General features: G+C 57.7%; 21 protein-coding genes. 11 read left to right on the forward strand and 10 right to left on the reverse strand.

All coding sequences use genetic code 11. The features are described from left to right. Positions 1–24: 24 nt before the first annotated feature. Complete coding sequence (locus ACJ5NV_RS18280; protein WP_411646055.1) at positions 25–2118, forward strand: TRAP transporter permease; 2094 nt, start codon at positions 25–27, stop codon at positions 2116–2118. A gap of 167 nt (positions 2119–2285) precedes the next feature. Here the strand turns inward: ACJ5NV_RS18280 and ACJ5NV_RS18285 are convergent, their stop codons facing one another. From ACJ5NV_RS18285 to rpiA, 5 genes are all read right to left on the reverse strand, one after another. After that, positions 2286–3767, reverse strand: coding sequence for a Do family serine endopeptidase (locus ACJ5NV_RS18285; protein ID WP_411646057.1), 1482 nt, complete (start codon positions 3765–3767; stop codon positions 2286–2288). 185 nt (positions 3768–3952) lie between these two features. Beyond that, positions 3953–4834, reverse strand: coding sequence for a protease modulator HflC (hflC, locus tag ACJ5NV_RS18290; RefSeq protein ID WP_411646059.1), 882 nt, complete (start codon positions 4832–4834; stop codon positions 3953–3955). After that, complete coding sequence (hflK, locus tag ACJ5NV_RS18295; RefSeq protein WP_411646061.1) at positions 4834–5970, reverse strand: FtsH protease activity modulator HflK; 1137 nt, start codon at positions 5968–5970, stop codon at positions 4834–4836. The genes hflC and hflK overlap by 1 nt, the downstream gene beginning before the upstream one ends. Before the next feature lie 76 nt (positions 5971–6046). Further along, positions 6047–7510, reverse strand: a complete 1464-nt coding sequence (locus ACJ5NV_RS18300) for an FAD-dependent oxidoreductase (protein ID WP_411646063.1) — start codon at positions 7508–7510, stop codon at positions 6047–6049. A gap of 46 nt (positions 7511–7556) precedes the next feature. Next, positions 7557–8345, reverse strand: a complete 789-nt coding sequence (rpiA, locus tag ACJ5NV_RS18305) for a ribose-5-phosphate isomerase RpiA (RefSeq protein ID WP_411646065.1) — start codon at positions 8343–8345, stop codon at positions 7557–7559. Positions 8346–8492: 147 nt separating this feature from the next. Between rpiA and ACJ5NV_RS18310 the strand changes: the two genes are divergently transcribed. The 3 genes from ACJ5NV_RS18310 to ACJ5NV_RS18320 all read left to right on the forward strand — a co-directional run bounded on the left by ACJ5NV_RS18310 (position 8493) and on the right by ACJ5NV_RS18320 (position 11531). Next, positions 8493–9179, forward strand: coding sequence for a glutathione S-transferase family protein (locus ACJ5NV_RS18310; RefSeq protein ID WP_411646067.1), 687 nt, complete (start codon positions 8493–8495; stop codon positions 9177–9179). Then, the gene (locus ACJ5NV_RS18315) at positions 9180–10553 is read left to right on the forward strand and encodes an L-serine ammonia-lyase (protein WP_411646069.1); all 1374 of its coding nucleotides are present in this window, start codon (positions 9180–9182) and stop codon (positions 10551–10553) included. Between the two features lie 66 nt (positions 10554–10619). Continuing rightward, the gene (locus ACJ5NV_RS18320; protein ID WP_411646071.1) at positions 10620–11531 is read left to right on the forward strand and encodes a DMT family transporter; all 912 of its coding nucleotides are present in this window, start codon (positions 10620–10622) and stop codon (positions 11529–11531) included. Here the strand turns inward: ACJ5NV_RS18320 and ACJ5NV_RS18325 are convergent. Continuing rightward, positions 11473–12084, reverse strand: coding sequence for a thiamine diphosphokinase (locus tag ACJ5NV_RS18325; protein WP_411646072.1), 612 nt, complete (start codon positions 12082–12084; stop codon positions 11473–11475). The genes ACJ5NV_RS18320 and ACJ5NV_RS18325 overlap by 59 nt on opposite strands. Positions 12085–12280: 196 nt before the next feature. On the opposite strand from ACJ5NV_RS18325, the gene ACJ5NV_RS18330 reads away from it, so the two are divergent. Next, positions 12281–14146 carry a hypothetical protein gene (locus ACJ5NV_RS18330; protein ID WP_411646074.1) on the forward strand — a complete coding sequence of 622 codons (1866 nt, stop codon included), beginning with the start codon at positions 12281–12283 and terminating at the stop codon, positions 14144–14146. Between the two features lie 71 nt (positions 14147–14217). Here the strand turns inward: ACJ5NV_RS18330 and ACJ5NV_RS18335 are convergent, their stop codons facing one another. Together ACJ5NV_RS18335 and ACJ5NV_RS18340 are read right to left on the reverse strand one after the other, a co-directional pair. Then, on the reverse strand, positions 14218–14445 hold the full coding sequence (locus tag ACJ5NV_RS18335) for a DUF2842 domain-containing protein (RefSeq protein WP_411646076.1): 228 nt from the start codon (positions 14443–14445) through the stop codon (positions 14218–14220). Then, positions 14445–15737 carry an adenylosuccinate synthase gene (locus ACJ5NV_RS18340; RefSeq protein ID WP_411646078.1) on the reverse strand — a complete coding sequence of 431 codons (1293 nt, stop codon included), beginning with the start codon at positions 15735–15737 and terminating at the stop codon, positions 14445–14447. Before ACJ5NV_RS18340 ends, ACJ5NV_RS18335 begins: the two co-directional genes overlap by 1 nt. Before the next feature lie 138 nt (positions 15738–15875). Between ACJ5NV_RS18340 and ACJ5NV_RS18345 the strand changes: the two genes are divergently transcribed. The 3 genes from ACJ5NV_RS18345 (at position 15876) to ACJ5NV_RS18355 (ending at position 18513) form a co-directional block, all read left to right on the forward strand. Continuing rightward, positions 15876–16271 (forward strand): DUF6524 family protein, encoded by a 396-nt coding sequence (locus ACJ5NV_RS18345; protein ID WP_411646080.1) that lies wholly within the window; start codon positions 15876–15878, stop codon positions 16269–16271. Between the two features lie 76 nt (positions 16272–16347). Further along, positions 16348–16710: a preprotein translocase subunit SecG gene (secG, locus tag ACJ5NV_RS18350; protein WP_411646081.1), complete on the forward strand. Its 363-nt coding sequence runs from the start codon at positions 16348–16350 to the stop codon at positions 16708–16710. A 159-nt stretch (positions 16711–16869) separates the two neighbouring features. Then, the gene (locus ACJ5NV_RS18355) at positions 16870–18513 is read left to right on the forward strand and encodes a CTP synthase (RefSeq protein WP_411646083.1); all 1644 of its coding nucleotides are present in this window, start codon (positions 16870–16872) and stop codon (positions 18511–18513) included. A 73-nt stretch (positions 18514–18586) separates the two neighbouring features. On the opposite strand, the gene ACJ5NV_RS18360 is transcribed toward ACJ5NV_RS18355, so the two are convergent. Then, positions 18587–18958 carry a VOC family protein gene (locus ACJ5NV_RS18360; RefSeq protein WP_411646085.1) on the reverse strand — a complete coding sequence of 124 codons (372 nt, stop codon included), beginning with the start codon at positions 18956–18958 and terminating at the stop codon, positions 18587–18589. 78 nt (positions 18959–19036) lie between these two features. Here ACJ5NV_RS18360 and ACJ5NV_RS18365 point away from each other — a divergent pair, with 78 nt between their 5' ends. Next, positions 19037–19582, forward strand: coding sequence for a TetR/AcrR family transcriptional regulator (locus tag ACJ5NV_RS18365; protein WP_411646086.1), 546 nt, complete (start codon positions 19037–19039; stop codon positions 19580–19582). Between the two features lie 72 nt (positions 19583–19654). On the opposite strand, the gene ACJ5NV_RS18370 is transcribed toward ACJ5NV_RS18365, so the two are convergent. Beyond that, a complete protein-coding gene (locus tag ACJ5NV_RS18370; protein ID WP_411646088.1) occupies positions 19655–19894 on the reverse strand; it encodes a MipA/OmpV family protein in 240 nt (79 codons plus the stop codon). Between the two features lie 97 nt (positions 19895–19991). Here ACJ5NV_RS18370 and ACJ5NV_RS18375 point away from each other — a divergent pair, with 97 nt between their 5' ends. Beyond that, the gene (locus ACJ5NV_RS18375) at positions 19992–20798 is read left to right on the forward strand and encodes a tetratricopeptide repeat protein (RefSeq protein ID WP_411646089.1); all 807 of its coding nucleotides are present in this window, start codon (positions 19992–19994) and stop codon (positions 20796–20798) included. Positions 20799–20803: 5 nt separating this feature from the next. Beyond that, the gene (locus ACJ5NV_RS18380) at positions 20804–22390 is read left to right on the forward strand and encodes a ShlB/FhaC/HecB family hemolysin secretion/activation protein (RefSeq protein ID WP_411646091.1); all 1587 of its coding nucleotides are present in this window, start codon (positions 20804–20806) and stop codon (positions 22388–22390) included. Positions 22391–22394 lie beyond the last annotated feature (4 nt).

Raw genomic sequence — 22394 nt, forward strand, 5'->3', positions numbered from 1 at the left:
GGCCTTTTAGCTTGGACAAAACACATGATGCCAGATGAAAAGCCGGCCGAAGGGCTGGTCCAACGCGACGTTGCCGGTTGGCCAAAGGTCGCGCTGAACGTTCTGTGCTTCCTGATTGCGGTCGGCCATATTTATGTGGCCTTTGATCCTGTGATCTCGGAAGTGCAGCGCAACGCCTACCACTTTGCAGGCTTCGCTTTTCTTGCGGCTGTGCTGTATCCGATGATCCGGGGCGCGCAGACCAACCGCGTGATGCGGGTTCTGGATCTGTGCCTTGGTGTGGCGGTTGCCGTTTCGGCGATCTACCTGCCTTATGCGGAGCAAGGTATCTATGACCGGGGTGTGAAGCTTGCCCCGCTGGATTGGGTCGCAGCCATCATCTGCGTTATCGGCGCGGTTGAGCTGACCCGCCGCCTGACCGGCTGGGTGATCCCGGTACTGATCGTGCTGGCGCTAAGCTATGTGGGTTTTTGGGGTAAATATATCGGCGGTGTTTTCTCCTTTCCCGGCCTAAGCTGGGAATCCATCGCTTTTCGGTCGATTTATGGCGACGACGCGATGTTTGGTACAATTGCCCGTATTTCATCGACCTACGTCTTTCTTTTTATTATTTTCGGGGCTTTTCTGCTGCGCTCTGGCGCTGGTGATTTTGTCATCAACCTTGCCCGCGCGGTTGCCGGTCGCATGGTCGGCGGGCCCGGTATTGTGGCGGTGATCGCCTCTGGCTTGACCGGCACGATTTCAGGCTCTGCCGTGGCCAATACGGCATCGACCGGCGTCATCACCATTCCGCTGATGAAAAAGGCCGGGTTTCCGCCAAAGTTCGCAGGCGGGGTGGAGGCAGCGGCATCGACCGGTGGCCAGTTGATGCCGCCGATCATGGGGGCCGGTGCATTTGTCATGGCGAGCTTTACCCAGATCCCTTACGAAACCATTGTCGCAGTCGCGGCCCTGCCTGCCCTGCTTTATTTCTTGTCTGTTGTTTTCTTCGTCCGGATCGAGGCACGCCGCCTGAGCCTGCCCCCGATGGAAAGTGATGGCGTAACGCTGGGATCGGCCTTTCGCAGTGGCGGGGCGAGCTTTGTCATTCCGATTGGCGGGCTGATCTTCCTGCTCGTTTCGGGTTTCACCCCGGCCTATGCCGCCGTTTTCGGCATTCTTGCGGTGATCGGTTCCAGCTGGCTGACAGAGAACCCGATGGGCCCCCGCGCTGTGTTTGAAGCACTGGTGATGGGCACCAAGAGCATGGTCATGACCGCTGTGCTGCTTTGTGCTGTGGGGCTGGTGGTGAATGTGATCGCGACCGCAGGGATCGGCAATACGTTCAGCCTGATGATCGCTGAATGGGCCGGGGGCAACCTGTTCGTGGCCATTGTGCTGATCGCGCTGGCGAGCCTTGTGCTGGGTATGGGGTTGCCGGTGACCGCCGCTTATATCGTGTTGGCGACCCTATCCGCCCCGGCGCTGGCGGGGATGATTTCGGACCGGTTTGTGATTGATGCGCTGGCCAATGGAACGCTGCCCGAAACAGCCAATGCAATCTTGATGTTCGGCCTGCCGGACCCCTCTGTGCTGTCCGGTCCGCTGAGCCCGGCGCAGGCAGCGGCCATCGTCCAGTCCCTGCCACTTGAAATCGCCGCCCCGCTGCGTGACATGGTGGTCCCGTCCGAGGTCGCACTGGCCGCCCTGCTGTCGGCCCATATGATTATTTTCTGGTTGAGTCAGGACAGCAACGTGACCCCACCCGTCGCGCTGGCAGCGTTTACCGCTGCCGCGATTGCCAAGGCACCCGCCATGGCTACCGGTGTGGCAAGCTGGAAGCTGGCGAAGGGGCTTTATATCGTGCCGCTGATGATCGCCTTTACCCCGTTTCTGGGGGGCGATTGGATGGTGATGCTGCGTATCTTCGCCTTTGGCGTGGTTGGCATATATGCCCTCGCCGCCGCAATTCAGGGCTGTATGGAACGGCCCATAGGGTTGGTGCTACGCGTTGTGCTGGGTGTGCTGGGCACTGCCTGCATCTGGCCTTTGCCGATCTGGATGCAGGGTCTGGCGGCCTTGCTGATCATAGGTCTGGTGATCTGGAACAGCCGAGGGATTGGCCAGCAGGCCGTTTAAGATTGGTTAGAGGCGTTGCCGGCACGGGCCGCCGGACGTTGACGGGGTGTTGTTGGATCTGCTGGTTCTCGTGAAGCTGGTTGAGGTCCCGGATCGGATCCGGGACTAGGGCACAAAAAAACGGGCCGTTGGTGACGGCCCGCTTTGATTTACTATTTTGGCTTTGTTTATTCCGCGTCCAGCGACAGTGCCACGAAGCGTGGATCGCCCCCGCGACGGACCAACAGAAGGATGGATTTCCGTCCGGCCTCTGTCGCGTCGGCAATGCGGGTTTCTAGATCGGCGACCGTGCTGATCGCTTGCTGACCGGCCTCGGTGATCACGTCCCCTTCGACCAGACCTTTTGACGCGGCCTCGGAGTCAGGGTCGATCGCGGTGATGACCAGCCCTTCTTCTGCTGTGAGCCCGAACTGTTCGGACAGATCCGTCGTGATTTCCGACAGGGTCAGACCAAGCACCTCGGCCTGCGCTGGCTCCTCCTCTGGCTCCGACGATGCGGGGAAGGCAACGGCCTCGGATGTTTCACGGCGGCCCAGAACGACCGTTAGCTGTGCGGTGTCGCCTTCGCGCAGGACTTCGACCGGGACTTCCTTGCCCACGGGCGAGTTGCCGACAATGCGCACCAGTTCGCGGGTGTCTTCGATTTCGACACCGTCGAACACAGTGATTACGTCGCCCGACAGCATTCCGGCCTCTTCCGCAGGACCGGCTGGCACATCTGTGACCAGTGCGCCACGGGCCATGTCCAGCCCGTCAATCGCATCGACCATATCCGGGGTCACATCCTGAATGCGCACACCTAACCAGCCCCGGCGGGTTTCGCCAAATTCCTTGAGCTGCTCGACCACATTACTGACCACGGCAGACGACATTGCAAACCCGATCCCAATAGAGCCCCCATTGGGTGACAGAATTGCGGTGTTCACGCCGATCACTTCACCGTTCATGTTAAACAGCGGCCCACCAGAGTTCCCCCGGTTAATCGCAGCATCGGTCTGGATGTAATCATCATAGGTGCCAGACAGCGCCCGGTTACGGGCGGAGACGATCCCGGCAGAGACAGAGAACCCCTGCCCCAGCGGATTGCCCATGGCCATCACCCAATCGCCGACGCGGGATCCTTCGCCACTGCTGTCCCCAAAGGACACGTAAGGCAGATCGGTCAGGTCGACCTTGAGCACGGCGATATCTGTGTTCGGATCGGTGCCGACCAGTTCGGCAGGTACGCCGGGTTCACCACCAGGGTAGAATTCGATCAGAATTTCGTCGGCCCCTTCGATGACGTGGTTATTCGTCACGATATAACCATCGGCTGAAATCACGAAACCAGACCCAAGGGCAGAGGAGCGCCGTGCTCCGGGACCGCCGCGATCAAGGTCATTGAAGAAATCCTCAAAGGGAGACCCTTCAGGCACAAGCCCCTGGGGTCCAGTCCGTCCTGCTATGGTCGTGCTGGTCGTGATGTTGACCACTGCGGGACTGACCTGTTCGGCCAAATCAGCAAACGTCGCGGGGCGTGTTTGCGCCGACGACATGGTGCTCTGCGCCAGCACCAATACGAACACTAGCCCGAGAGTGGCGAAAAACGCTGTAACGAGGCGGCGCAGCTGCCCCTGATCCTGGGGAATTGCGATTGCCGTTGATTTCACGGTCACGTCTCCTTGTGAACTGATGATCCCGCCCGAGGCGCGGATGCTAATGAAAACTGATATTCTATATAGGGCGACGAGAGTGCAACACAAACCGGGTCACCGGTGCGTGATCTTTCCACTTTAGACAAAGAAAAAGGGCCAGCGTGATGGCTGGCCCTTGTCCGTTTTGGTTTTACCACGTTTTATTCTGCGGCTGTCGGCCGCGAATCCGATTTCAGATAGTTAAAGAAATCATTGTCGGGCGACAGCACCATGCGTGTATTGCCGGGCTGCAATGCGCGCTGATAGGCGGTCATCGAACGATAGAATTCAAAGAATTCCGGATCGGCACCGAAAGCTTCGGCGAAAACTTCGTTCCGGCGCGCGTCAGCCTCACCTCGGATAATCTGGGCCTGACGTTCCGCATCCGACACCAGTTCGATCACGGTCCGGTCGGCTTGCGCCCGGATCCGTTGTGCGGCCTCGTTCCCGCGCGCCCGCTCATCCGCAGCTTCACGATCCCGTTCGGCTTTCATCCGTTCGTAGGTGGCATTCAGGTTTTCCGGCGGAAGGTCGGTCCGCTTGAGCCGCACGTCGATGACCTGCAAGCCCAGCGCCCGTGCTTCGGTAATGGCGCTGTTGCGGATACGCAGCATCAGCGCAGCACGATCCACGGACAGGATATCATTGGAGCTGACCGAACCCAGCACCTCACGCGTTTCGGCGCGCAGAATGCTGTCAAGACGGCGGGCCGCAGCTTCTTCACCGCCGGAACCGACGGCGCGGCGGAACTGTTCCACGTCTACGATCCGGTAGCGGGCAAAGGCATCAACGACCAGACGCCGGTCATCAGATGGTGTCACCTCAAGCGGCTGAAGATCGCGGCTGAGGATCCGGTCATCGTAACGTACGACCTCTTGGATCAGTGGGATCTTGAAGCCCAGACCAGGATCTTCCTGCACCTTCACGATCTGGCCAAACTGCAGAACAAGCGCTTTTTGCCGTTCGTCCACGATGAAGACAGAGGACACGGCGACGATCAAAAGCACCACGAGAGCGGGGAGAAGAAATACGGATTTCCGCATCAGTTGGACCCTCCTGTGGTTGGGGTACGGCGCAGTTCATTCAGTGGCAGGTAGGGAACTACACCCTGTCCGCCCTCGGCATTGTCATCCAACAGGATGATATCGACACCACCCAACACACCTTCCATCGTTTCAAGATAGATCCGTTTGCGGGTCACATCCGGCGCCTTTTGGTATTCGTTGAGAACCGCAAGGAAGCGGCTTGCTTCACCTTCGGCCTCGTTCACGACCTGAGCGCGATACCCTTCGGATTCTTCAAGGATCTGTGCAGCCTGACCGCGCGCTTCGGCCACAACTTGGTTGGCGTAGGCGTCAGCCACGTTTTGCACCCGGTCACGTTCTTGTTCGGCATCCTGCACAGCACGGAAAGACGCAATGACAGGTTCGGGCGGGTCGGCCTTGTCAAAGTTCACGCGGACGATGTTCACGCCGCTGTCATAGCTGTCCAGTGTTGACTGGATCAGATCGCTCAGCCGGTCAGCAATCGCGCCCCGGTCCCGGTTCAGGATGGGTGCCAGTTCAGATTGCGAAATAATCTCGCGCATGGCTGATTCAGCAACCGCTTCGATCGTTTGGGGCGGATTGGCAAGGTTGAACAGGTAAAGCTGTGGATCGGTGATGTTCCAGACGACCTGAAAGTCGATATCCACGATGTTTTCGTCACCCGTCAACATCAACCCGGCATCCATGCCGGCCCGGCTGACGCCGATGTCGATATTGCGTTCTGTCGTCACCGGCACAACTTCGCGGGTAACCACAGGCCAAGGTGCAAAGTTCAGCCCCGGCTCACCCGTTTGGCTATAACGACCAAGGAGAAGTTCAACAGACCGTTCCTCAGGCCGGACGGTGTAAAACGATGCCGCAAGCCAAAGGACGACAAGTATCATAAGCCCAATAAAGACAGTGCCGCGTGTCAGCTGCGGTGGTGTGCCACCGCTGCCGCCTGTCCCGCGATTGCCACCTTTGCCGCCGCCCATGAGAACGCGCAGCTGTTCGCGGCCCTTGTTCACAAGATCGTCGATCTCGGGGATGTTCGGCCCCTCTTGTCCGGGCTTGCGCCCGCCACGGTTACGATCGTCATCACCGCCCCCGCCATTGTTGCCGCCGCCCCAAGGGCCACCAGTGTTTCCTGCCATCGTGTTTCTCAGCTTCCCTTCATCAGGACCCGTTTATAGGGCCGTCCCACAGCATGTGGCATAGATATATGCAAAATCAAGCGGTGCGCACAGGCTCTTTCATGGTCACCAATTCCTCTGCCATTGTAGGGTGAACTGCAACCGTTCGATCGAAATCTTCCTTGGTTGCGCCCATTTTCACCGCAATCCCTGCCAATTGAATCATTTCCCCCGCATGATCTGCGACGATATGGCAGCCCAGCACCTTGCGCGTTTCCTTGCTGACGATCAGCTTCATCAGCACCCGTTCGGACTTTCCGACAAAGGCCTGCTGCATTGGCCGAAAGGATGTGCAGTAAATCTCAACCGGTTCCTGATCACGGGCCTGTTCTTCGGTCAGACCGATTGTGCCCAGTTCAGGTTGGGTGAAAACGGCAGAGGGGATCAGCTCATGATCAGGCTTCGTCGGGTTGCCTTTGAAGACAGTTTCGACAAACGCCATCGCTTCGCGGATTGCGACGGGCGTTAGCTGCACCCGGTCAGTCACATCGCCAATCGCATAGACCGAAGGGGTAGAGGTTTGTGAATAGGCGTCGACCTCAATCTCGCCGCGGCGCCCAAGTGTGACGCCAGCATCATCTAACCCAAGCCCGTCAGTGTTGGGTGTCCGCCCGGTGGCGAATAGCACGTGATCAAAGACCTTTTCCGTGCCATTGGTGGATTTGACCCGGATCGGCCCTTTGGCCGCGCTTGCGGTGTCGCTTTGTGGATTGTCTGCAATGTCATTGCTATGTGCGACAGGTGCGCCCATCGCCGCATCGGACTGCACGGCCGCTGTCACCTCGTCCCCGTCAGCCGGGCAGAGTTCGACGATATTCGTGCCCACATGCAGATCAATTCCGCGCTGGATCATCGAATCCGAGATCAGGCCGCGTGCCTCATCATCGAAACCGCGCAGGATTTGCGCGCCGCGATAATATTGCGTCACCTCGACGCCGAGCCCATGCAGGATGCAGGCAAATTCGCAAGCGATGTAACCGCCGCCGATGATCAGGACCGATTTCGGCATTTTCTCCATCAGGAAGATGTCATTCGACACGATGCCCAAATCAGCATTGGGGATATCAGGTCGTACCGGATGCCCGCCGGTGGCCACGAGAATGTGTTTCGCCGTGACCGTCTTGTCACCGACTTTCACCGTGTGCGGATCGGTCAGCGTGGCGCGCGCATCGAAGATTTCCACATCCGACCCGTCCAGCAGTTTGCGATAGACGGCTTCCAGCCGGTCAAGTTCCGTATGTAGTTTGCCCCGGAACGCGCCCCAGTCGAAGCCGTTATGCGACACGTCCCAGCCATAACCCTGCGCGTCTTCAAAGATATCGCGATAGCTGCTGGCAAAAACCATCAGTTTCTTGGGCACACAGCCTCGGATCACACAGGTGCCGCCCATACGGTATTCTTCGGCCAATGCGACCTTGGCCCCTGTGGCCGCAGCAACCCGTGCCGCCCGCACACCGCCAGAGCCGCCACCGATAACAAAAAGATCGTAGTCAAAACTCATCTAAAGGGCTCCGTCCTGTTCTGTTCTATCAGCGTTCGCAATCGGGTCAGACGCCCAGATCTGCAAACAGCCTGTCTGTATCCGGCATTTCCAGCTGCAATTCCTGCACCCCGCCATCCGTACCGTCGGTGACAGTGACCCGGCCATTATCGTGCCCGACAACGATCACCTTGCAAATATCAATGAAAAGCCCATTTTCAACAACGCCCGGTATCTGGTTAAGCGCCTGCGACAGTTTGCGCGCATCGCCGATGCGTTTCAGGTGCAGATCGAAGATGTGATTGCCCTCGTCGCTGACATAGGGCGCGTCGCCCGCCATGCGCAGGGTGATATCACGCGCAGCCACATCAAGATCGACCAGTGCGGCGGCGATCAAGGCTTCTGTCGTGCGCATCCCAAAGGGGATCACCTCTACCGGAAGCGGGAAAGCCCCCAATGTATCGACCGTCTTAGACTCATCTGCGATCACGACCATTCGGTCACTGGCGGCGGCCACGATCTTTTCGCGCAGATGAGCCCCACCGCCGCCTTTGATCAGGCAAAGGTCGGGATCATATTCGTCCGTGCCGTCGATAGTAATATCGAGCCGCTGTGCCGCGTCGAGCGTGATAACCTTTATCCCGACTTGTCGCGCCAGTGCGCCTGTGCGTTCGGATGTGGGCACGCCTTGGATTTGCAGCCCCTCATCGCGCACCATTTCGCCAAGGCATTTGACCAGCCATTCCGCCGTTGACCCGGTGCCGAGTCCGACCTTCATGCCGGATTTCACATAGGTGGCGGCCTGCCGTGCGGCGAAATATTTTGCCTTATCGGCGGCGGACATATGTGCGGTCATCGCGCTCCCCCCTTTGGATTTGCGTTCTTATAGGGGGCATGGCCCAGAGGTGCGAGTGCTAATCCGCCCTGACAGTTTTGCGTTTTCCGAAGCTGTCGCGCCGCTTTCTGATCGTGATGCGCGGCGGGGCGCGTTATAACCGGGCGTATGAATACCACTTTGCGCCTGCACTATGCCCCTGATAATGCCTCTCTCTGCGTTCGACTGGCGCTAGAGGAACTGGGATTGCCCTATGAAACCGCGCTGGTGGATCGGCTTGCCAAGGCCCAGCGATCCGCCCCCTATCTGGCGTTGAACCCCAACGGGCTGATCCCGGTGCTGGAAACCCCGCAAGGCCCGATCTTTGAGACAGGCGCGATCCTGATGTGGCTGGCCGATACCCATGGGGCGCTGATGCCCGGCACCGAGGACCCCAACCGCGCCCATGCAGTGCAATGGATGTTCTGGCTGTCCAACACGCTGCACACGACCCAGCGGATGCTATTCTACCCTGATCAGTTCACCGATGGCGATGTTTCCGAGCTGTCCGCGCCGACGCGGGCGCGGCTGATCCAAAAGCTGGATGTGTTAAGCGCGGCGACGACAGCCGATTGGCTGGATAGCCCCGTTGCCAGTGCCCATGGTTGCTATCTCGGGCCGCTTTTACGGTGGTGCACGCTGTATGGCGGCGGGCATGAATGGTTTGATCTGGCCCGCTGGCCACGCCTGATGGATTTCGCAGGGCGCGCAGAGCAGCGGCCTGCTGCCCAGCGTGCCGCGCTGGCTGAGGGGTTGGGCTTGACGCCGTTTTCCGCCCCCTCCCCCTGCAATCCGCCGGAAGGAAGCGCGCTTTAAATGTTTTTATCTGTCTTTGATATGTTCAAGGTTGGCGTCGGCCCGTCGTCTTCGCATACTATCGGGCCGATGGTCGCCGCAGCCCGGTTTCTGGACCACCTGCGCGCCCAACCGTTTCAAGTGGCCGGGCTACGTGCGTCGTTGCATGGCAGTCTTGCTTTTACCGGCGTGGGCCACGCGACGGATCGCGCGGTGATCCTTGGCCTTGCCGGGTTTCGCGCCGATGATTACGACGCTGAAAAGGCCGAAGCGGAGCTGGCTCGGATCGCCGAAGAACACAATGTCAGACCCGCAGGACTGAACACGCTACGTTTTCACCCCAAGGACGACCTGGTCTTTGATTACGGCCCCGCCCTGCCCGGCCATGCCAACGGAATGATCATGCGCGGTGTCGATGCACAGGGCGATGTGATCACCGAAGTCACCTATTATTCCGTTGGCGGTGGCTTTGTTTTGACGGCAGCAGAGCTGGAATCAGGCAAGCATACAGATGACGGGGCGCCGGTCCCCTACCCGTTCAAATCGGCGGATGAAATGCTGACGATGGCCGCGAAATCGGGCAAAAGCATCGCCGCCATGAAACGCGCGAATGAGCTTTCGCGGATACCGGGTGCTGATCTGGACAGTGGCCTTGCCCGGATCTGGGATGTGATGAATGCCTGTATTGATCGGGGCCTGACGACGGACGGCACGTTGCCCGGTGGGCTGAATGTGCGCCGCCGCGCCAAGGGGATTTATGATGCGTTGCTGGCAGAGCGCGGCATGAATCTGACCGCGCCGCATACGATCAACGATTATATGTCCACCTATGCGATGGCTGTGAATGAAGAAAACGCAGCGGGCGGTCAGGTTGTCACCGCCCCCACCAACGGCGCAGCCGGTGTGGTGCCCGCGACGATCCGCTACTGGCTGGATCATGTGCCGGGTGCAGCCGCCTCTCGCGTGCCGGAATTCCTGCTGACGGCCTCGGCCATTGGTGGGTTGATCAAGTTCAACGCCTCGATCTCAGGTGCGGAATGCGGCTGTCAGGCAGAGGTTGGTAGTGCTGCGGCCATGGCTGCGGCAGGGCTGGCTGCCGTTTTGGGCGGCACGCCAGAGCAGATTGAAAACGCATCGGAAATTGCGCTGGAACATCACCTTGGCATGACCTGCGATCCGGTCAAGGGGCTGGTGCAAGTGCCCTGCATCGAACGCAACGGGCTGGGTGCGATCAAGGCGGTTTCTGCGGCATCACTAGCACTGCGCGGGGATGGCAAGCATCTCGTCTCGCTCGACGTAGCCGTAGAGACGATGCGCCAGACCGGTGCGGATATGAGCGAGAAGTATAAGGAAACGGCGCTTGGTGGCCTCGCGGTGAATGTACCGAACTGTTAGAGAGTTTTGCGCGAAAGAGCGGAACTGATCTTTCCGTTCCCGCATGGCCGCCCTAAGCTCCACAATATGTCAACAGATCGTCCCTTTCTCGGCGTCATGCTTATGCTTGGCTTTTGTGTTCTGGCCCCACTGGGGGACAGTGTAGCCAAAATGCTGGGCGGGGCCGTGGCGCTGGGTGTCCTAATCCTTGTCCGCTTTGCCATTCAGGCCGCGATGCTGATTCCGCTGGTTTTGTGGAAGGGGGCCGGGCTGCGGTTGCCACCGGGGCTGCTGGGTTGGACGCTGCTGCGCACGCTACTGCATATTGTTGGCATCGGGCTGATGTTCAGTGCGTTGCGCTTCCTGCCGCTGGCCGATGCGATTGCCATCGCGTTCGTCATGCCCTTTATCATGCTGCTCTTGGGTCATTTCCTGATGGGAGAGCAGGTCGGCATTCAGCGCATGGCCGCCTGCGCGGTGGGGTTCATCGGCACGTTGCTGGTGATACAGCCCAATTTCGTCGAAGTCGGCGCACCTGCCCTGCTCCCTCTGGGTGTTGCCGTCGTCTTTGCGCTTTTCATGATGGTGACCCGGAAGGTGGCGCGCGGGCTGGACCCGATCCGGCTGCAAGCGATCAGTGGGATCCAGGCGACGCTGATCCTGTTGCCAGTGGTCTTGTTGCTGCCGCTTCCCGGAACGGAGATTGAGGTCGGGATGAGCCTACGCACATGGGGGCTCATGGCGCTGATGGGCGTCAATGGCACGCTTGCGCATTTGTTCATGACGTGGAGCCTGCGTTTTGCCCCGGCCTCTACCCTTGCGCCGATGCAATATCTGGAAATCCCCATCGGCACGCTGATCGGCTGGATAATTTTCCGTGACCTACCCAACGGACTTGCGGCACTGGGGATTTGTATCACCATTGCCGCCGGGCTTTACGTCATTCTACGCGAGCGGCGGCTTGCAAGGCGGACGGCAGATGTTCCCGCGGCAGCGTAACAAGAAGCGGGCGATCCGTCCGAATGACCGCCAGTTCTGCAGCCATTTCATTGGATGAGCTGATCATCCCGGTGGGATGCATTTGGGCATCATGCAGCGGCCAGCGCAGACCCGTCGCCGTGACCCGGACATCTGACAGTGGCATGAGCGATAGACGGGATTTTGCGGGCAGCGCAATCCGCGTTTCACCCACTTGGGCAAGGAAGCTTGCGTCGTATTCATCGACCAAAACGATGCTACGCTCTGGATGGCGGGCCATGACATTCAGCACGGCCAGTGTGTGGTCCAGCCGCCCACCGGTAAAGCCCAGCGCGATGATCATAGGCGCCGCAACGCGGGTCAAAGCCTTTTCAAAATCGGTTGTTTCCTGCTCGGAAACATGGCAAAGTAGATGCGCAAATGTGGCACGACTATGGCAGGAAAGACTATCAAGATCGCCAATCACCATGCGCGGTGTAATACCCGCCGCTAAAAGGTGATCAGCCCCACCATCAACACCAATAAAACAGTCAACAAATTCGGAAACCGCTGAAATATCAGCATTTTCGATCATTGAACCGCCAACAAGACAGACTACCCTATCGCCCGAAACCATTAATTCATGAGCCACAGATTTCACCTCGATTCACAGACATTCCGCAAAACGGTCACAAAATGATCCCGAATGTTGCGTCATCTGGTTCTTGGTTTAACACCAATGTCTGTTCACTCAATGGCTGCCGTCAACTGTAGAAGAAAGTGTGTAATTTATGGTCGATACGAAGAAGATTTTGGATGTGTCCTATGGCACCTTCTCATGCCGGCTAGAAGGTTTCGACGATTCTGTCGAAACGATGAAACACATCGTATCCTATTTTCATGAGCTGGCAGGCCATGATCGGTTCATGGATATGGCCCCGCAAGCGCCCGACATGGAAACGCTCGAAGACCTCGCAGCAGAGCAGGCCGGCGCACCGGTCCAGGCAGAAGGCGAAGGCAACCGTGTCAGCCTGCGCGTCCGCCGTGAAGAGCCCGCTGAAGAGCGTCCGAGCCTGCGCCTGCGCGACTCTATCTCGCGCGTGATTGCCACCGATGACACATCTGATCTGAATGCGGATGATGCATCGGACTTGAACAATGATGAGTTGGAAGACGATCACTCTGATCTGGACGATCTTGATGATGACTTCTCTGATCTTGATGCGCTGGAAGACGACGACGATCTGACAGTTGCCGAAGAGACTGACAGCTTTGCCGAGGATGAAGATGATGACGCGGAAGATGCGGCGCTCCTCTCCGATGATGATAACGACGACCTCGAAGAAGATGGATATGACGACGCGCTGAGCGACGAAGACGATCTGGACGACATTGCAGAGGCCGACGAAGATGACACGCCCTTCCTGGATGCAGAAGATGATGCGGACGATGGTGACGATGGTGACGATGGTGACGATGGTGACGATGACAGCGTGGCGGCTAAGCTGCAACGCATTCGCGCGGTTGTCAGCCGCGGCCACATGACGGGCCCGTCTGTAGAGACGCCAAAGCCGGTTGTTGAAAGCTCTCTTGCGCAGCGCTTGGCCGATTTGGCGCAACGCAATGCAGCCGCTGAGGACAACAGCGACGACATGCTGGCCGAGGAAGACGCCTATCTCGACGATGAAGAAGACGAGATCGCCGCACCAGAAGAGGCGCTTGAAGACGACACCTTTGACGAAGAATTGGCCGAGGAAGACGACTTCGCGAAGGAAGACGACGCCGAGGATGCTTTCGAGGAAGAACGCGCCGAAGAGGATGAAACACCTCCGGTGCTGGCGGAAGAGACCGCGGCAGACGGCGACGACGGCTTCGAAGACGATGATGACGCGTTCGAGGATGAAGAGACGGAAGACCCGCTGGCCGCGACCGACGAGGTGCTACTCGAAAACCCGGCTGAGGTAGACGAATTGATCATGCGCCGCAAGAATCGGTCCAAACGCGCTGATCTGCCCGAAAACGATGATGCGGCGATGAGCCGCATCCTGAGCCAAGCGGATGAAAAGCTGAACGAACCCGAAGGCCGCCGTCATCGCGATGCGTTTGCCCAGCTCAAAGCGGCCGTTGCCGCGACCGAGGCCGCACGGCAGCTGGGAGACAGCGGCGACGACAAAGCCGAACCGGGCGCAGAATTCCGCAATGATCTAGGCACCTATGACGCGACCGAGGAAAAGCGCCCAAGCCGCCCATTGTCACGGCCACTGAAACTGGTCGCCTCGCAGCGGGTTGCAGATGATGACAGCGTGGATGAACCCGGCAGCCGTCTGCGCAAGATCGCGGCGCGCAAGGAAAGCAGCGACGCCAATCAGAGCGGGTTTGCCGAATTCGCCCGCCATCATGGTGCCGCCGATTTGGAAGACATGCTTGAAGCGGCGGCAGCCTATATCGCCTTTGTCGATGGCGAGGCCGATTTCTCACGGCCGCAGGTGATGAAGAAAGCACAGAAGGCCGCATCGCAAGAGATCACGCGCGAGGATGGGTTGCGCGCTTTCGGGCGTCTGCTGCGCCAGAACCGGATCGTCAAACTGAACAGTGGTCGTTTTCAGGTATCCGAAAGCACCCGGTTCCGTCCCGACGATCAGGCTGCGAACGGCTGAATATTAGAGCAATCTAAGGATTAAAGGCGAGGGTCGCACCCTCGCCTTTTTCATGTCTGCAATGGGCCGGATTATTGATCAGCATCAGGATCGGGTTGACCGATCCCTTTGAACACCCATTTCAGCGGCAATGCCCAGCCAATGCCCAGCGCGATATAGATCAGCAGCTCGACCAGAAACGGCAGTCGAATATCCCCGTTAAGCATCCCGCTCATGATGCTCACTGCCACGATGATATAGACCGGCAGCCCGATCACGAGCACGAAAAGCGCCAGACGTTTGCGGGCTTTATAGGTCATCAATCGGCAAACGGGTCAGTGACAAGGATCGTATCCTCACGCTCTGGCGAGGTCGAAACCAGTGCGACCGGGCATTGGATCAGCTCCTCGATCCGGCGCACGTATTTGATCGCCTGCGCAGGAAGATCGGCCCAGCTGCGCGCGCCTTCGGTGGATTCGGCCCAGCCTTCGATTTCTTCATAGATCGGCGTGCATTTCGCCTGTTGGTCGGCGGCGGTGGGTAGATAGTCGAGGGTCTGGCCATCCAATTCGTAACCCACGCAGATTTTCAGTGTCTCGAACCCGTCCAGCACATCCAGCTTGGTCAGCGAAATCCCGGATACGCCGCTTGTGGCGCAGGTCTGGCGCACCAGACAAGCGTCAAACCAACCGCAGCGCCGCTTGCGCCCTGTGGTGGTGCCAAACTCGTGCCCGCGCTCGCCCAGTCGCTGCCCGTCGGCATCGTCCAGCTCTGTCGGGAATGGCCCTTCACCAACGCGCGTGGTGTAGGCCTTGACGATCCCAAGCACGAAATCAATCGCGCCGGGGCCCATGCCCACGCCAGTGGCGGCCTGCCCCGCAATGACGTTCGAAGATGTCACATAAGGATAGGTGCCGAAATCAATATCCAAAAGTGCGCCCTGCGCCCCTTCGAACAGGATACGCTTGCCCGCCTTGCGCTTTTCGGCCAGCACTTTCCAAACGGGTGCTGCGTATTGCAGGATTTCTGGCGCGATCTCGCGCAATTGCGCTAGAACCGCATCGCGATCAATCGGGTCCAGCCCTAGCCCGCGCCGCAGCGCATCATGGTGGATAAGCGCCCGGTCAACGCGCAGTTCCAGCGTGGCATCATCGGCCAGATCGGCAACGCGGATCACGCGGCGGCCCACCTTGTCTTCATAAGCCGGACCAATGCCCCGCCCGGTGGTGCCGATCTTGGCAACAGAGTTCTGGCTTTCGCGGGCACGGTCAAGCTCGCCGTGGAAGGGCAGGATCAGCGGTGTGTTTTCCGCAATCATCAACGTGTCTGGTGTGATTGATACCCCCTGCGCGCGGATCGTGGCGATTTCCTTGACCAGATGCCACGGGTCCAGCACGACCCCGTTGCCAATGACTGACAGCTTGCCGCCGCGGACAACGCCAGACGGCAGCGCATGCAGTTTATAGACCTCTCCGTCGATCACCAATGTGTGGCCGGCATTATGGCCGCCCTGAAAGCGCGCCACCACATCGGCCCGCTCCGACAGCCAGTCTACGATCTTGCCTTTGCCTTCATCACCCCATTGGGCGCCGACGACCACCACATTTGCCATGAACTCAGCCCTTTCCGATTTCCGTTGCCCCTATATCGGTGCAACACAGGCGGGGGAACTGGAAAATTGGGTCTGCGAAGACTGGACAGGCGCGAAACGCGTTGCCATGGTCTGTGCGGATCAAAAAAGAGGCAGATCATGGGTTTTGTTATTCGCTGGGCTTTCGCGTTCATTCTGCTCGTGGCGACTTATAATCCCACCCAGTGGAACTTTGTCCGCTGGAGCATGGAAAACTACGAAACCAACCTGTCCGTGACCGTGCTGTTCGGGCTGATCCTGCTGGTGGGCTATATCATCTATATGCGCGCGACGCTGCGGTCGATTGGCATTTTCGGGATGATTCTGATCTTGGCGGTGGTGGGTACGTTGATCTGGGTCCTGTATGATCAGGGTATGATCAACCTTGACGACCCGACTGTGAATACATGGATCGCGCTTGTCGCGCTCTCGCTCGTTTTGGCCGTCGGGCTAAGCTGGTCCATTGTCCGCCGCAAGCTGACAGGTCAGGCGGATATGGACGATGTGGACGAGTAGCCGCGTTTCAGGGGTTGCGGGACAAGGCCGCAGCTTTTAGATACCGCCTGTCCGCGAACGCCCCGAAAGGCCCCTTATGGAAAACGTCATCCTGATTGTTCACCTGATCCTGGCGCTGAGCCTGATTGGTACCGTGCTGTTGCAACGGTCCGAAGGTGGCGGGCTTGGCATGGGCGGCGGTGGCGGCGGTGGTGCAACAGGCGGACGGCCTGCCCCCACGGCGATGAGCAAATTCACCTGGATGCTGGCGATTGCATTCATCTGCACGTCGATCGCGTTGACCTTGATTGCGGCGAATAATACGGCGGGTTCCTCGGTCGTTGACCGCTTGGGCGAGGTTCCGACCGATGACGGCGGCGCGGCCCTGCCTGATCTGGGTGACAGCCTGCTGCCACCATCCGCCGATGATGATGCACCGCTGGTGCCATCTGGCGACTAATCACTAGAAGTTGCCCAAAAACGACTTTGGGCAACATGATCTTGGGTCAGCGGTTGCCTAAACGGTCCGAATCCGGTAACGCTTAAATCCCGTGATGATGCGAATTTTCATTCGCGTCCCAATCATTTTTTGCAGTGCTTCACGGGAGTCCCCAAGCCAATGGCGCGTTTCATCTTTATCACCGGCGGTGTGGTCTCTTCACTTGGCAAAGGTCTGGCATCAGCGGCGCTGGGGTCCCTGCTTCAGGCCCGCGGATTTTCTGTGCGTCTGCGCAAGCTTGACCCCTACCTGAACGTCGATCCAGGCACGATGTCTCCGTTTGAACATGGCGAGGTTTTTGTCACCGATGACGGGGCCGAGACGGATCTGGACCTTGGCCATTACGAGCGTTTCACCGGTGTGCCCGCCCGCAGAACCGATTCCGTCTCATCCGGCCGCATCTATTCCAACGTGTTGGAAAAGGAACGCCGGGGCGATTATCTGGGCAAAACGATCCAAGTGGTTCCGCATGTCACCAACGAGATCAAGGATTTCCTGAAAATCGGCGAGGATGAGGTCGATTTCATGCTCTGCGAAATCGGCGGGACCGTGGGCGATATTGAGGGCCTGCCATTCTTTGAAGCGATCCGCCAATTCGCCCATGACAAGCCGCGCGGTCAGTGTATCTTTATGCATCTCACCCTGCTGCCCTATCTGGCCGCCAGTGGTGAGCTGAAAACAAAGCCCACCCAGCACTCTGTCAAGGAACTGCAATCCATCGGCATCGCGCCCGATATTCTTGTCTGCCGCTCTGAACAGCCAATCCCCGAAAAAGAACGCGAAAAGATCGCCCTGTTCTGTAATGTCCGCAAACAATGCGTAGTTGCGGCCTATGATCTGAAATCCATCTATGAAGCGCCGCTCGCCTATCATGAACAGGGCTTGGATCAGGCCGTGCTGGATGCATTCGACATCTCCCCTGCCCCCGCCCCCAAGCTGGATGTCTGGAACGATGTTTATGACCGCATCCACAATCCAGAAGGCGAAGTGAAAGTCGCCATTGTCGGCAAATATACACAGTTGGAAGACGCCTATAAATCCATCGCCGAAGCGCTGACCCATGGCGGCATGGCCAACCGCGTCAAAGTGCGCGTGGAATGGGTCGATTCGGAACTGTTCGATCACGGCGATGCGACCCCGCATCTGGAAGGCTTCCATGCGATCCTTGTCCCCGGCGGCTTTGGCGAGCGTGGGACAGAGGGCAAAATCAAAGCGGCGCAATTCGCGCGCGAAAAGAAGATTCCCTATCTGGGGATCTGTCTTGGGATGCAGATGGCAGTGATCGAGGCCGCCCGTAATGTGGCCGGCATGGCCAAGGCCGGGTCAGAAGAATTCGACCACGAAGCAGGCAAGCGCCGGTTCGAACCTGTCGTCTATCACCTGAAGGAATGGGTGCAGGGCAACCACACAGTCGCTCGCACCGCCGATGACGACAAGGGCGGCACCATGCGACTGGGGGCCTATACCGCGTCGCTGACCGAAGGATCGAAAGTGGCCGAGGTCTATGATGCGACAACCATCGAAGAGCGGCACCGCCACCGCTATGAGGTCGATACGAAATACCGCGAGACTCTGGAAAAAGCGGGCCTGTGCTTTTCAGGTATGTCGCCCGACGGCAAACTGCCCGAAATCGTGGAATGGAAAGATCATCCATGGTTTATCGGCGTCCAGTTCCACCCCGAGCTAAAGTCAAAACCCTTCGCCCCCCACCCGCTATTCGCGGATTTCGTGCGGGCAGCGGTAGAGACATCGCGGCTCGTTTAAGAGATATTGAAGGTTTGGTTTGCGGGCAAAGCGCAAATTCGCTGCGATTACGCCAACGACCGGTTCGGTGCCTCTAGCAAATTGGCGAACTGACATCTACTATTGAGCCACTTGGATCCCGGAACATCAGGCGCCTTTGACCATAAGGCAAATCTGTCGGTTCTTGGAGAATTTCGGTTTGCATCGAAATCGCCCGAGCATTCACTTCTTCAAGATCGCTGACTACAAACGTAAATATGCAACCAGCTGGATCGGATGATAGACCACGAGGGATAGTGTCATGATATTTATTTAAGATACCCAGCTCAAACTCGGGCATTTCGTCGTGCGACAGGACGATAAACCAACCAAAATCTCCTGCACGTTTCATTCCAAGAAGCTCTTGATAAAATCCTGCCGTCTCTTCGACGTCATTGCTTAAAATATTTGTAAAAGCCCGTTTCATTTTGCCTCTAAGTTTAGGTTCGAAGTCGCATACACCTATGTATGTTGCATACGACATACATAGGTGTATGTCTAGTGTATGGAAACGGCCTCACTGACATCTGATGACTGGCTCGAGCTCGCTTTGGCGGAGTTGAAAGATTACGGCTACGTTGCCTTGAAAGCGCAACCTTTAGCCAAGAAGCTCAATGTAACCCGGGGCAGCTTTTACCATCACTTCGAAAGCCTCGAGAACTTTCATGCTGCCGTCATTTCCCATTGGTCCGACCGATCAAGCGGCCAAATCATTCAAACGGCGCAAACCGCCAATGACTGCCACAAAGCACTAGATGAATTGTTACAAAAGGTACTTAATTCTGGTGAAGAATTGGAGCGTGCTGTCAGGTCGTGGTCAACCGTACAGGCATCTGTCGCCGAGGCTGTCCACCGGGTTGATCAAGAACGTATCAAGGTCGCCGAAACGCTTCTGATTGATGGTGGCGTGTCCAAATCAGCTGCAGCAGTGCGAGCTAAACTGCTGTATTGGGCAGCGATTGGACGGCTTATGCTCCCGTTTCCCGCGAACAACCGATTGTCGCAAGACGAGATATCTGATTTTGCCACGCTGATGTTTCAAGATCAATGAAGAGGACATTCGTAGACTGTGCAGCACCAGCCAATTCGGTCTAAATCCTGACGTTGTACCCAGCCCTTAAAATCAAATGGTCACTTTCCGCGTAACGACAAAACTCGCGCTCACCTGATCCTCTGACTGGGTAATGGGGCTCTCGGCTGTGTCGCCAAGCAGTTGGTCATAGCGCAGCGTGCCGGTCACGCCCCAGTCATCGTTGAACTGATAGCTGGCCTCTGCCTTGATCCCGGCGCTGAGCCAGCCAGACTGCGCATCGAAGCTGTCAAAATCGCTGGCGATGCTTTCCGCGGGTGTTACGGTGCGCAAAGCATAAATTGGTTAATTTTTTATTGACGATTCTTTTTTGGGTTGATCTACCCCGGCATTGATAATTCTCTGCCACTTACATCTGATTGGTCTCTCTATGCGCTTCATTTCCACATTATCTTTATGTTTTGTTACGTCTTTCTGGGCAATTTCTGCCTCTGCGGATGTGGCCGAGGGCGTTGAACTTTTGAACGCTGGGGATGTGTCCGCTGCGGCGACGCAATTTGCTGCGGCCTATGAGGCAGGTGATAGCGAGGGCGCGTTCTATCTGGGTCGTTTGTTTGAGCTTGGTCTGGGCGCAGAGCAAGACGAGATGCGCGCCGCGAACCTGTATTCTGCTGCGGCAGATGGTGGATCGCGCAAGGCGCAGGTTCGTCTGGGCCTGATGTACCATGAAGGCCGGGTGCTTCTGCGCGATTACATTGAGGGAACGCGGTTGCTATGTGCAGCCGCGGATGCGGGCGATGCGGATGGTCAGTTGAACTGCGGTCTCGCCTATCGTGCCGGGCGTGGTGTGGATGCAGATGATGCGCTGGCGTTGTCTTATTGGCAGCGGGCGGCGGACCAAGGGAACATTTTGGCGATGAATGTGCTGGGTCAGACATCCCTTGAGGCTGGGAATGTTGAACAGGCTGCAGTCCACTTGAAGAAATCGGCGGACCTGGGCAACGCGGGCGGTATGTATGAATATGCCAAGCTGCTGATGATCACTGATGAGCCTGATCCGGTAACCGCTTATTCTTATGCCAATTTGGCGGTTGTGCGGGGTTTGGCTGATGCAGGTGTGCTCCGGGACGAGATCGAGGCGCAGTTGAGTGCGGATCAGGTAACAGAGGGTCAGGCATTGGCGCGCGAATGGACAGAGGCGCGCATTCTGGAAGAAAGCAGCGATGGCAAGAACTGATTGCCATGATGCAGCATCCGTTCAAACGCGTTTTATCCGCGAGTATTTTGGCGCTTTGGGCCGGGCATGCGCATGCGCAGGTAAATTGTATTCCGATAGACACGATTGATGTGTCTGGTGTGACTCTGTTGTCGGCCTCGGCTATTGACGCGGCCCTTGCTGACTATCGTGGCCAATGTCTGGACATTGAAGGGATCAATGCCGCCCTTGAGGCGATTACATTTCTTTATGTTGATAAGGGATATATCACTGCGCGTGCGTATTTGCCGGAGCAGAACATTGCGGACCGGTCGCTGGATGTGACGGTGGTTGAGGGTGAATTGTCAGCGGTGCGCTTTAACGGCGAGACCCGCCCGGTTTGGGAGGCGATTGTGTTTCCCAGATTGGCAGGAAAATCAGCGAACCTGCGCGAGATCGAACAGGGTTTAGAGATCATCCGCAGCATGCCTGCTTATAATGCCACGATGGAAATCAGTGCGGGCGAAGAGGAAGGTCAATCCGTATTGGAGGTAACCGCCATCGCGGAGCGCCCATGGACAGTGCGTATCGGTGCCAACAACCAAGGGACGGCTGGCAGTGGTGAATTCCTCAGCACGGTTGATCTCACCTATGATCACCTGCTGGGCCTGAACGAAAGCTGGTCGCTGAGTTACACCCGTGGTGTTGAAACCTACCCGTTCTCCTCTGACACCGGTGGTGCTGCGACAGAGAACATTGGCGGATCGGTGCGCTTTCCCTATGGCCGCTGGGCACTGACGGGTAACTACAGGTATTCCAGCTATGAGACGGATACTCTGGGGCCGATCACGGCAATTGGCACAGATGGCTGGACCCATACCGCTGAAATCGGTCTTTCGCGCGTGATGCATCGCAATCAGGACAGTAAGACAACATTATCGGCAATCGTCGCATACCGGGAAAATGTGAACCGCATTGCAGAGATCAAGATCAATGCATCCAGCCGCATATTGTCGAGTGCGCGGATTGACCTGGAACAAGAGCGTAGCCTGTGGGGTGGCAATCTGACCGCCCGTGTCGGCTATGAGCAAGGTTTGACCGCGTTTGACGCGGAAGAGGCCGCTGACCCCCTACTAGGCCCTGATCCACAGTTTGAACTGGGCGATTTTGAGCTGAGTTTCTACCGGCCTTGGCAGATTGCTGGAATGACGCTGAGCTACACAGGCGTACTACGCGGGCAATACACGGAGGACACGCTGTATGGGGCTTATCAACTGACTGTTGGTGGTCTGTCATCGGTGCGTGGTGCCAAGACGCTGGATTATGATGCAACGGATTCTGGTCTGTTTGCCGGTGGTACCGGTGCTGTCTGGCGCAATGACGTTGCGTGGACGCCAAAGTTCGGGGCGACAAAACTGTTTGGTAACTTGCAAGCCTATGCGGCACTGGATGCAGGTGCGGTGAAGGTGGATGACAGCAGCCGTGCACGTCCATTGGTTGGCTCTGCCCTAGGGGTCCGCACAATGGGCGGTACGGTCTCGGCTGATGTGGGTTATCAAGAAGTTCTGCGCATGCCCAATGACGCAGCCCCACCTGATGGCATTTTTATCGCTTCTCTTTCCGTGCGATTTTAACAAG

The organism is Loktanella agnita (assembly GCF_046640325.1).
Taxonomy (GTDB): domain Bacteria; phylum Pseudomonadota; class Alphaproteobacteria; order Rhodobacterales; family Rhodobacteraceae; genus Yoonia; species Yoonia agnita.

Coding starts and splice junctions, on each gene's coding strand:
- ACJ5NV_RS18280 (WP_411646055.1), top strand. CDS start 25: ATGATGCCAGATGAAAAGCCGGCCGAAGGGCTGGTCCAACGCGACGTT.
- hflC (WP_411646059.1), bottom strand. CDS start 4,834: ATGCGGAAATCCGTATTTCTTCTCCCCGCTCTCGTGGTGCTTTTGATC.
- hflK (WP_411646061.1), bottom strand. CDS start 5,970: ATGGCAGGAAACACTGGTGGCCCTTGGGGCGGCGGCAACAATGGCGGG.
- ACJ5NV_RS18300 (WP_411646063.1), bottom strand. CDS start 7,510: ATGAGTTTTGACTACGATCTTTTTGTTATCGGTGGCGGCTCTGGCGGT.
- rpiA (WP_411646065.1), bottom strand. CDS start 8,345: ATGACCGCACATATGTCCGCCGCCGATAAGGCAAAATATTTCGCCGCA.
- ACJ5NV_RS18310 (WP_411646067.1), top strand. CDS start 8,493: ATGAATACCACTTTGCGCCTGCACTATGCCCCTGATAATGCCTCTCTC.
- ACJ5NV_RS18315 (WP_411646069.1), top strand. CDS start 9,180: ATGTTTTTATCTGTCTTTGATATGTTCAAGGTTGGCGTCGGCCCGTCG.
- ACJ5NV_RS18320 (WP_411646071.1), top strand. CDS start 10,620: ATGTCAACAGATCGTCCCTTTCTCGGCGTCATGCTTATGCTTGGCTTT.
- ACJ5NV_RS18325 (WP_411646072.1), bottom strand. CDS start 12,084: ATGATCGAAAATGCTGATATTTCAGCGGTTTCCGAATTTGTTGACTGT.
- ACJ5NV_RS18330 (WP_411646074.1), top strand. CDS start 12,281: ATGGTCGATACGAAGAAGATTTTGGATGTGTCCTATGGCACCTTCTCA.
- ACJ5NV_RS18335 (WP_411646076.1), bottom strand. CDS start 14,445: ATGACCTATAAAGCCCGCAAACGTCTGGCGCTTTTCGTGCTCGTGATC.
- ACJ5NV_RS18340 (WP_411646078.1), bottom strand. CDS start 15,737: ATGGCAAATGTGGTGGTCGTCGGCGCCCAATGGGGTGATGAAGGCAAA.
- ACJ5NV_RS18345 (WP_411646080.1), top strand. CDS start 15,876: ATGGGTTTTGTTATTCGCTGGGCTTTCGCGTTCATTCTGCTCGTGGCG.
- secG (WP_411646081.1), top strand. CDS start 16,348: ATGGAAAACGTCATCCTGATTGTTCACCTGATCCTGGCGCTGAGCCTG.
- ACJ5NV_RS18355 (WP_411646083.1), top strand. CDS start 16,870: ATGGCGCGTTTCATCTTTATCACCGGCGGTGTGGTCTCTTCACTTGGC.
- ACJ5NV_RS18360 (WP_411646085.1), bottom strand. CDS start 18,958: ATGAAACGGGCTTTTACAAATATTTTAAGCAATGACGTCGAAGAGACG.
- ACJ5NV_RS18365 (WP_411646086.1), top strand. CDS start 19,037: ATGGAAACGGCCTCACTGACATCTGATGACTGGCTCGAGCTCGCTTTG.
- ACJ5NV_RS18375 (WP_411646089.1), top strand. CDS start 19,992: ATGCGCTTCATTTCCACATTATCTTTATGTTTTGTTACGTCTTTCTGG.
- ACJ5NV_RS18380 (WP_411646091.1), top strand. CDS start 20,804: ATGATGCAGCATCCGTTCAAACGCGTTTTATCCGCGAGTATTTTGGCG.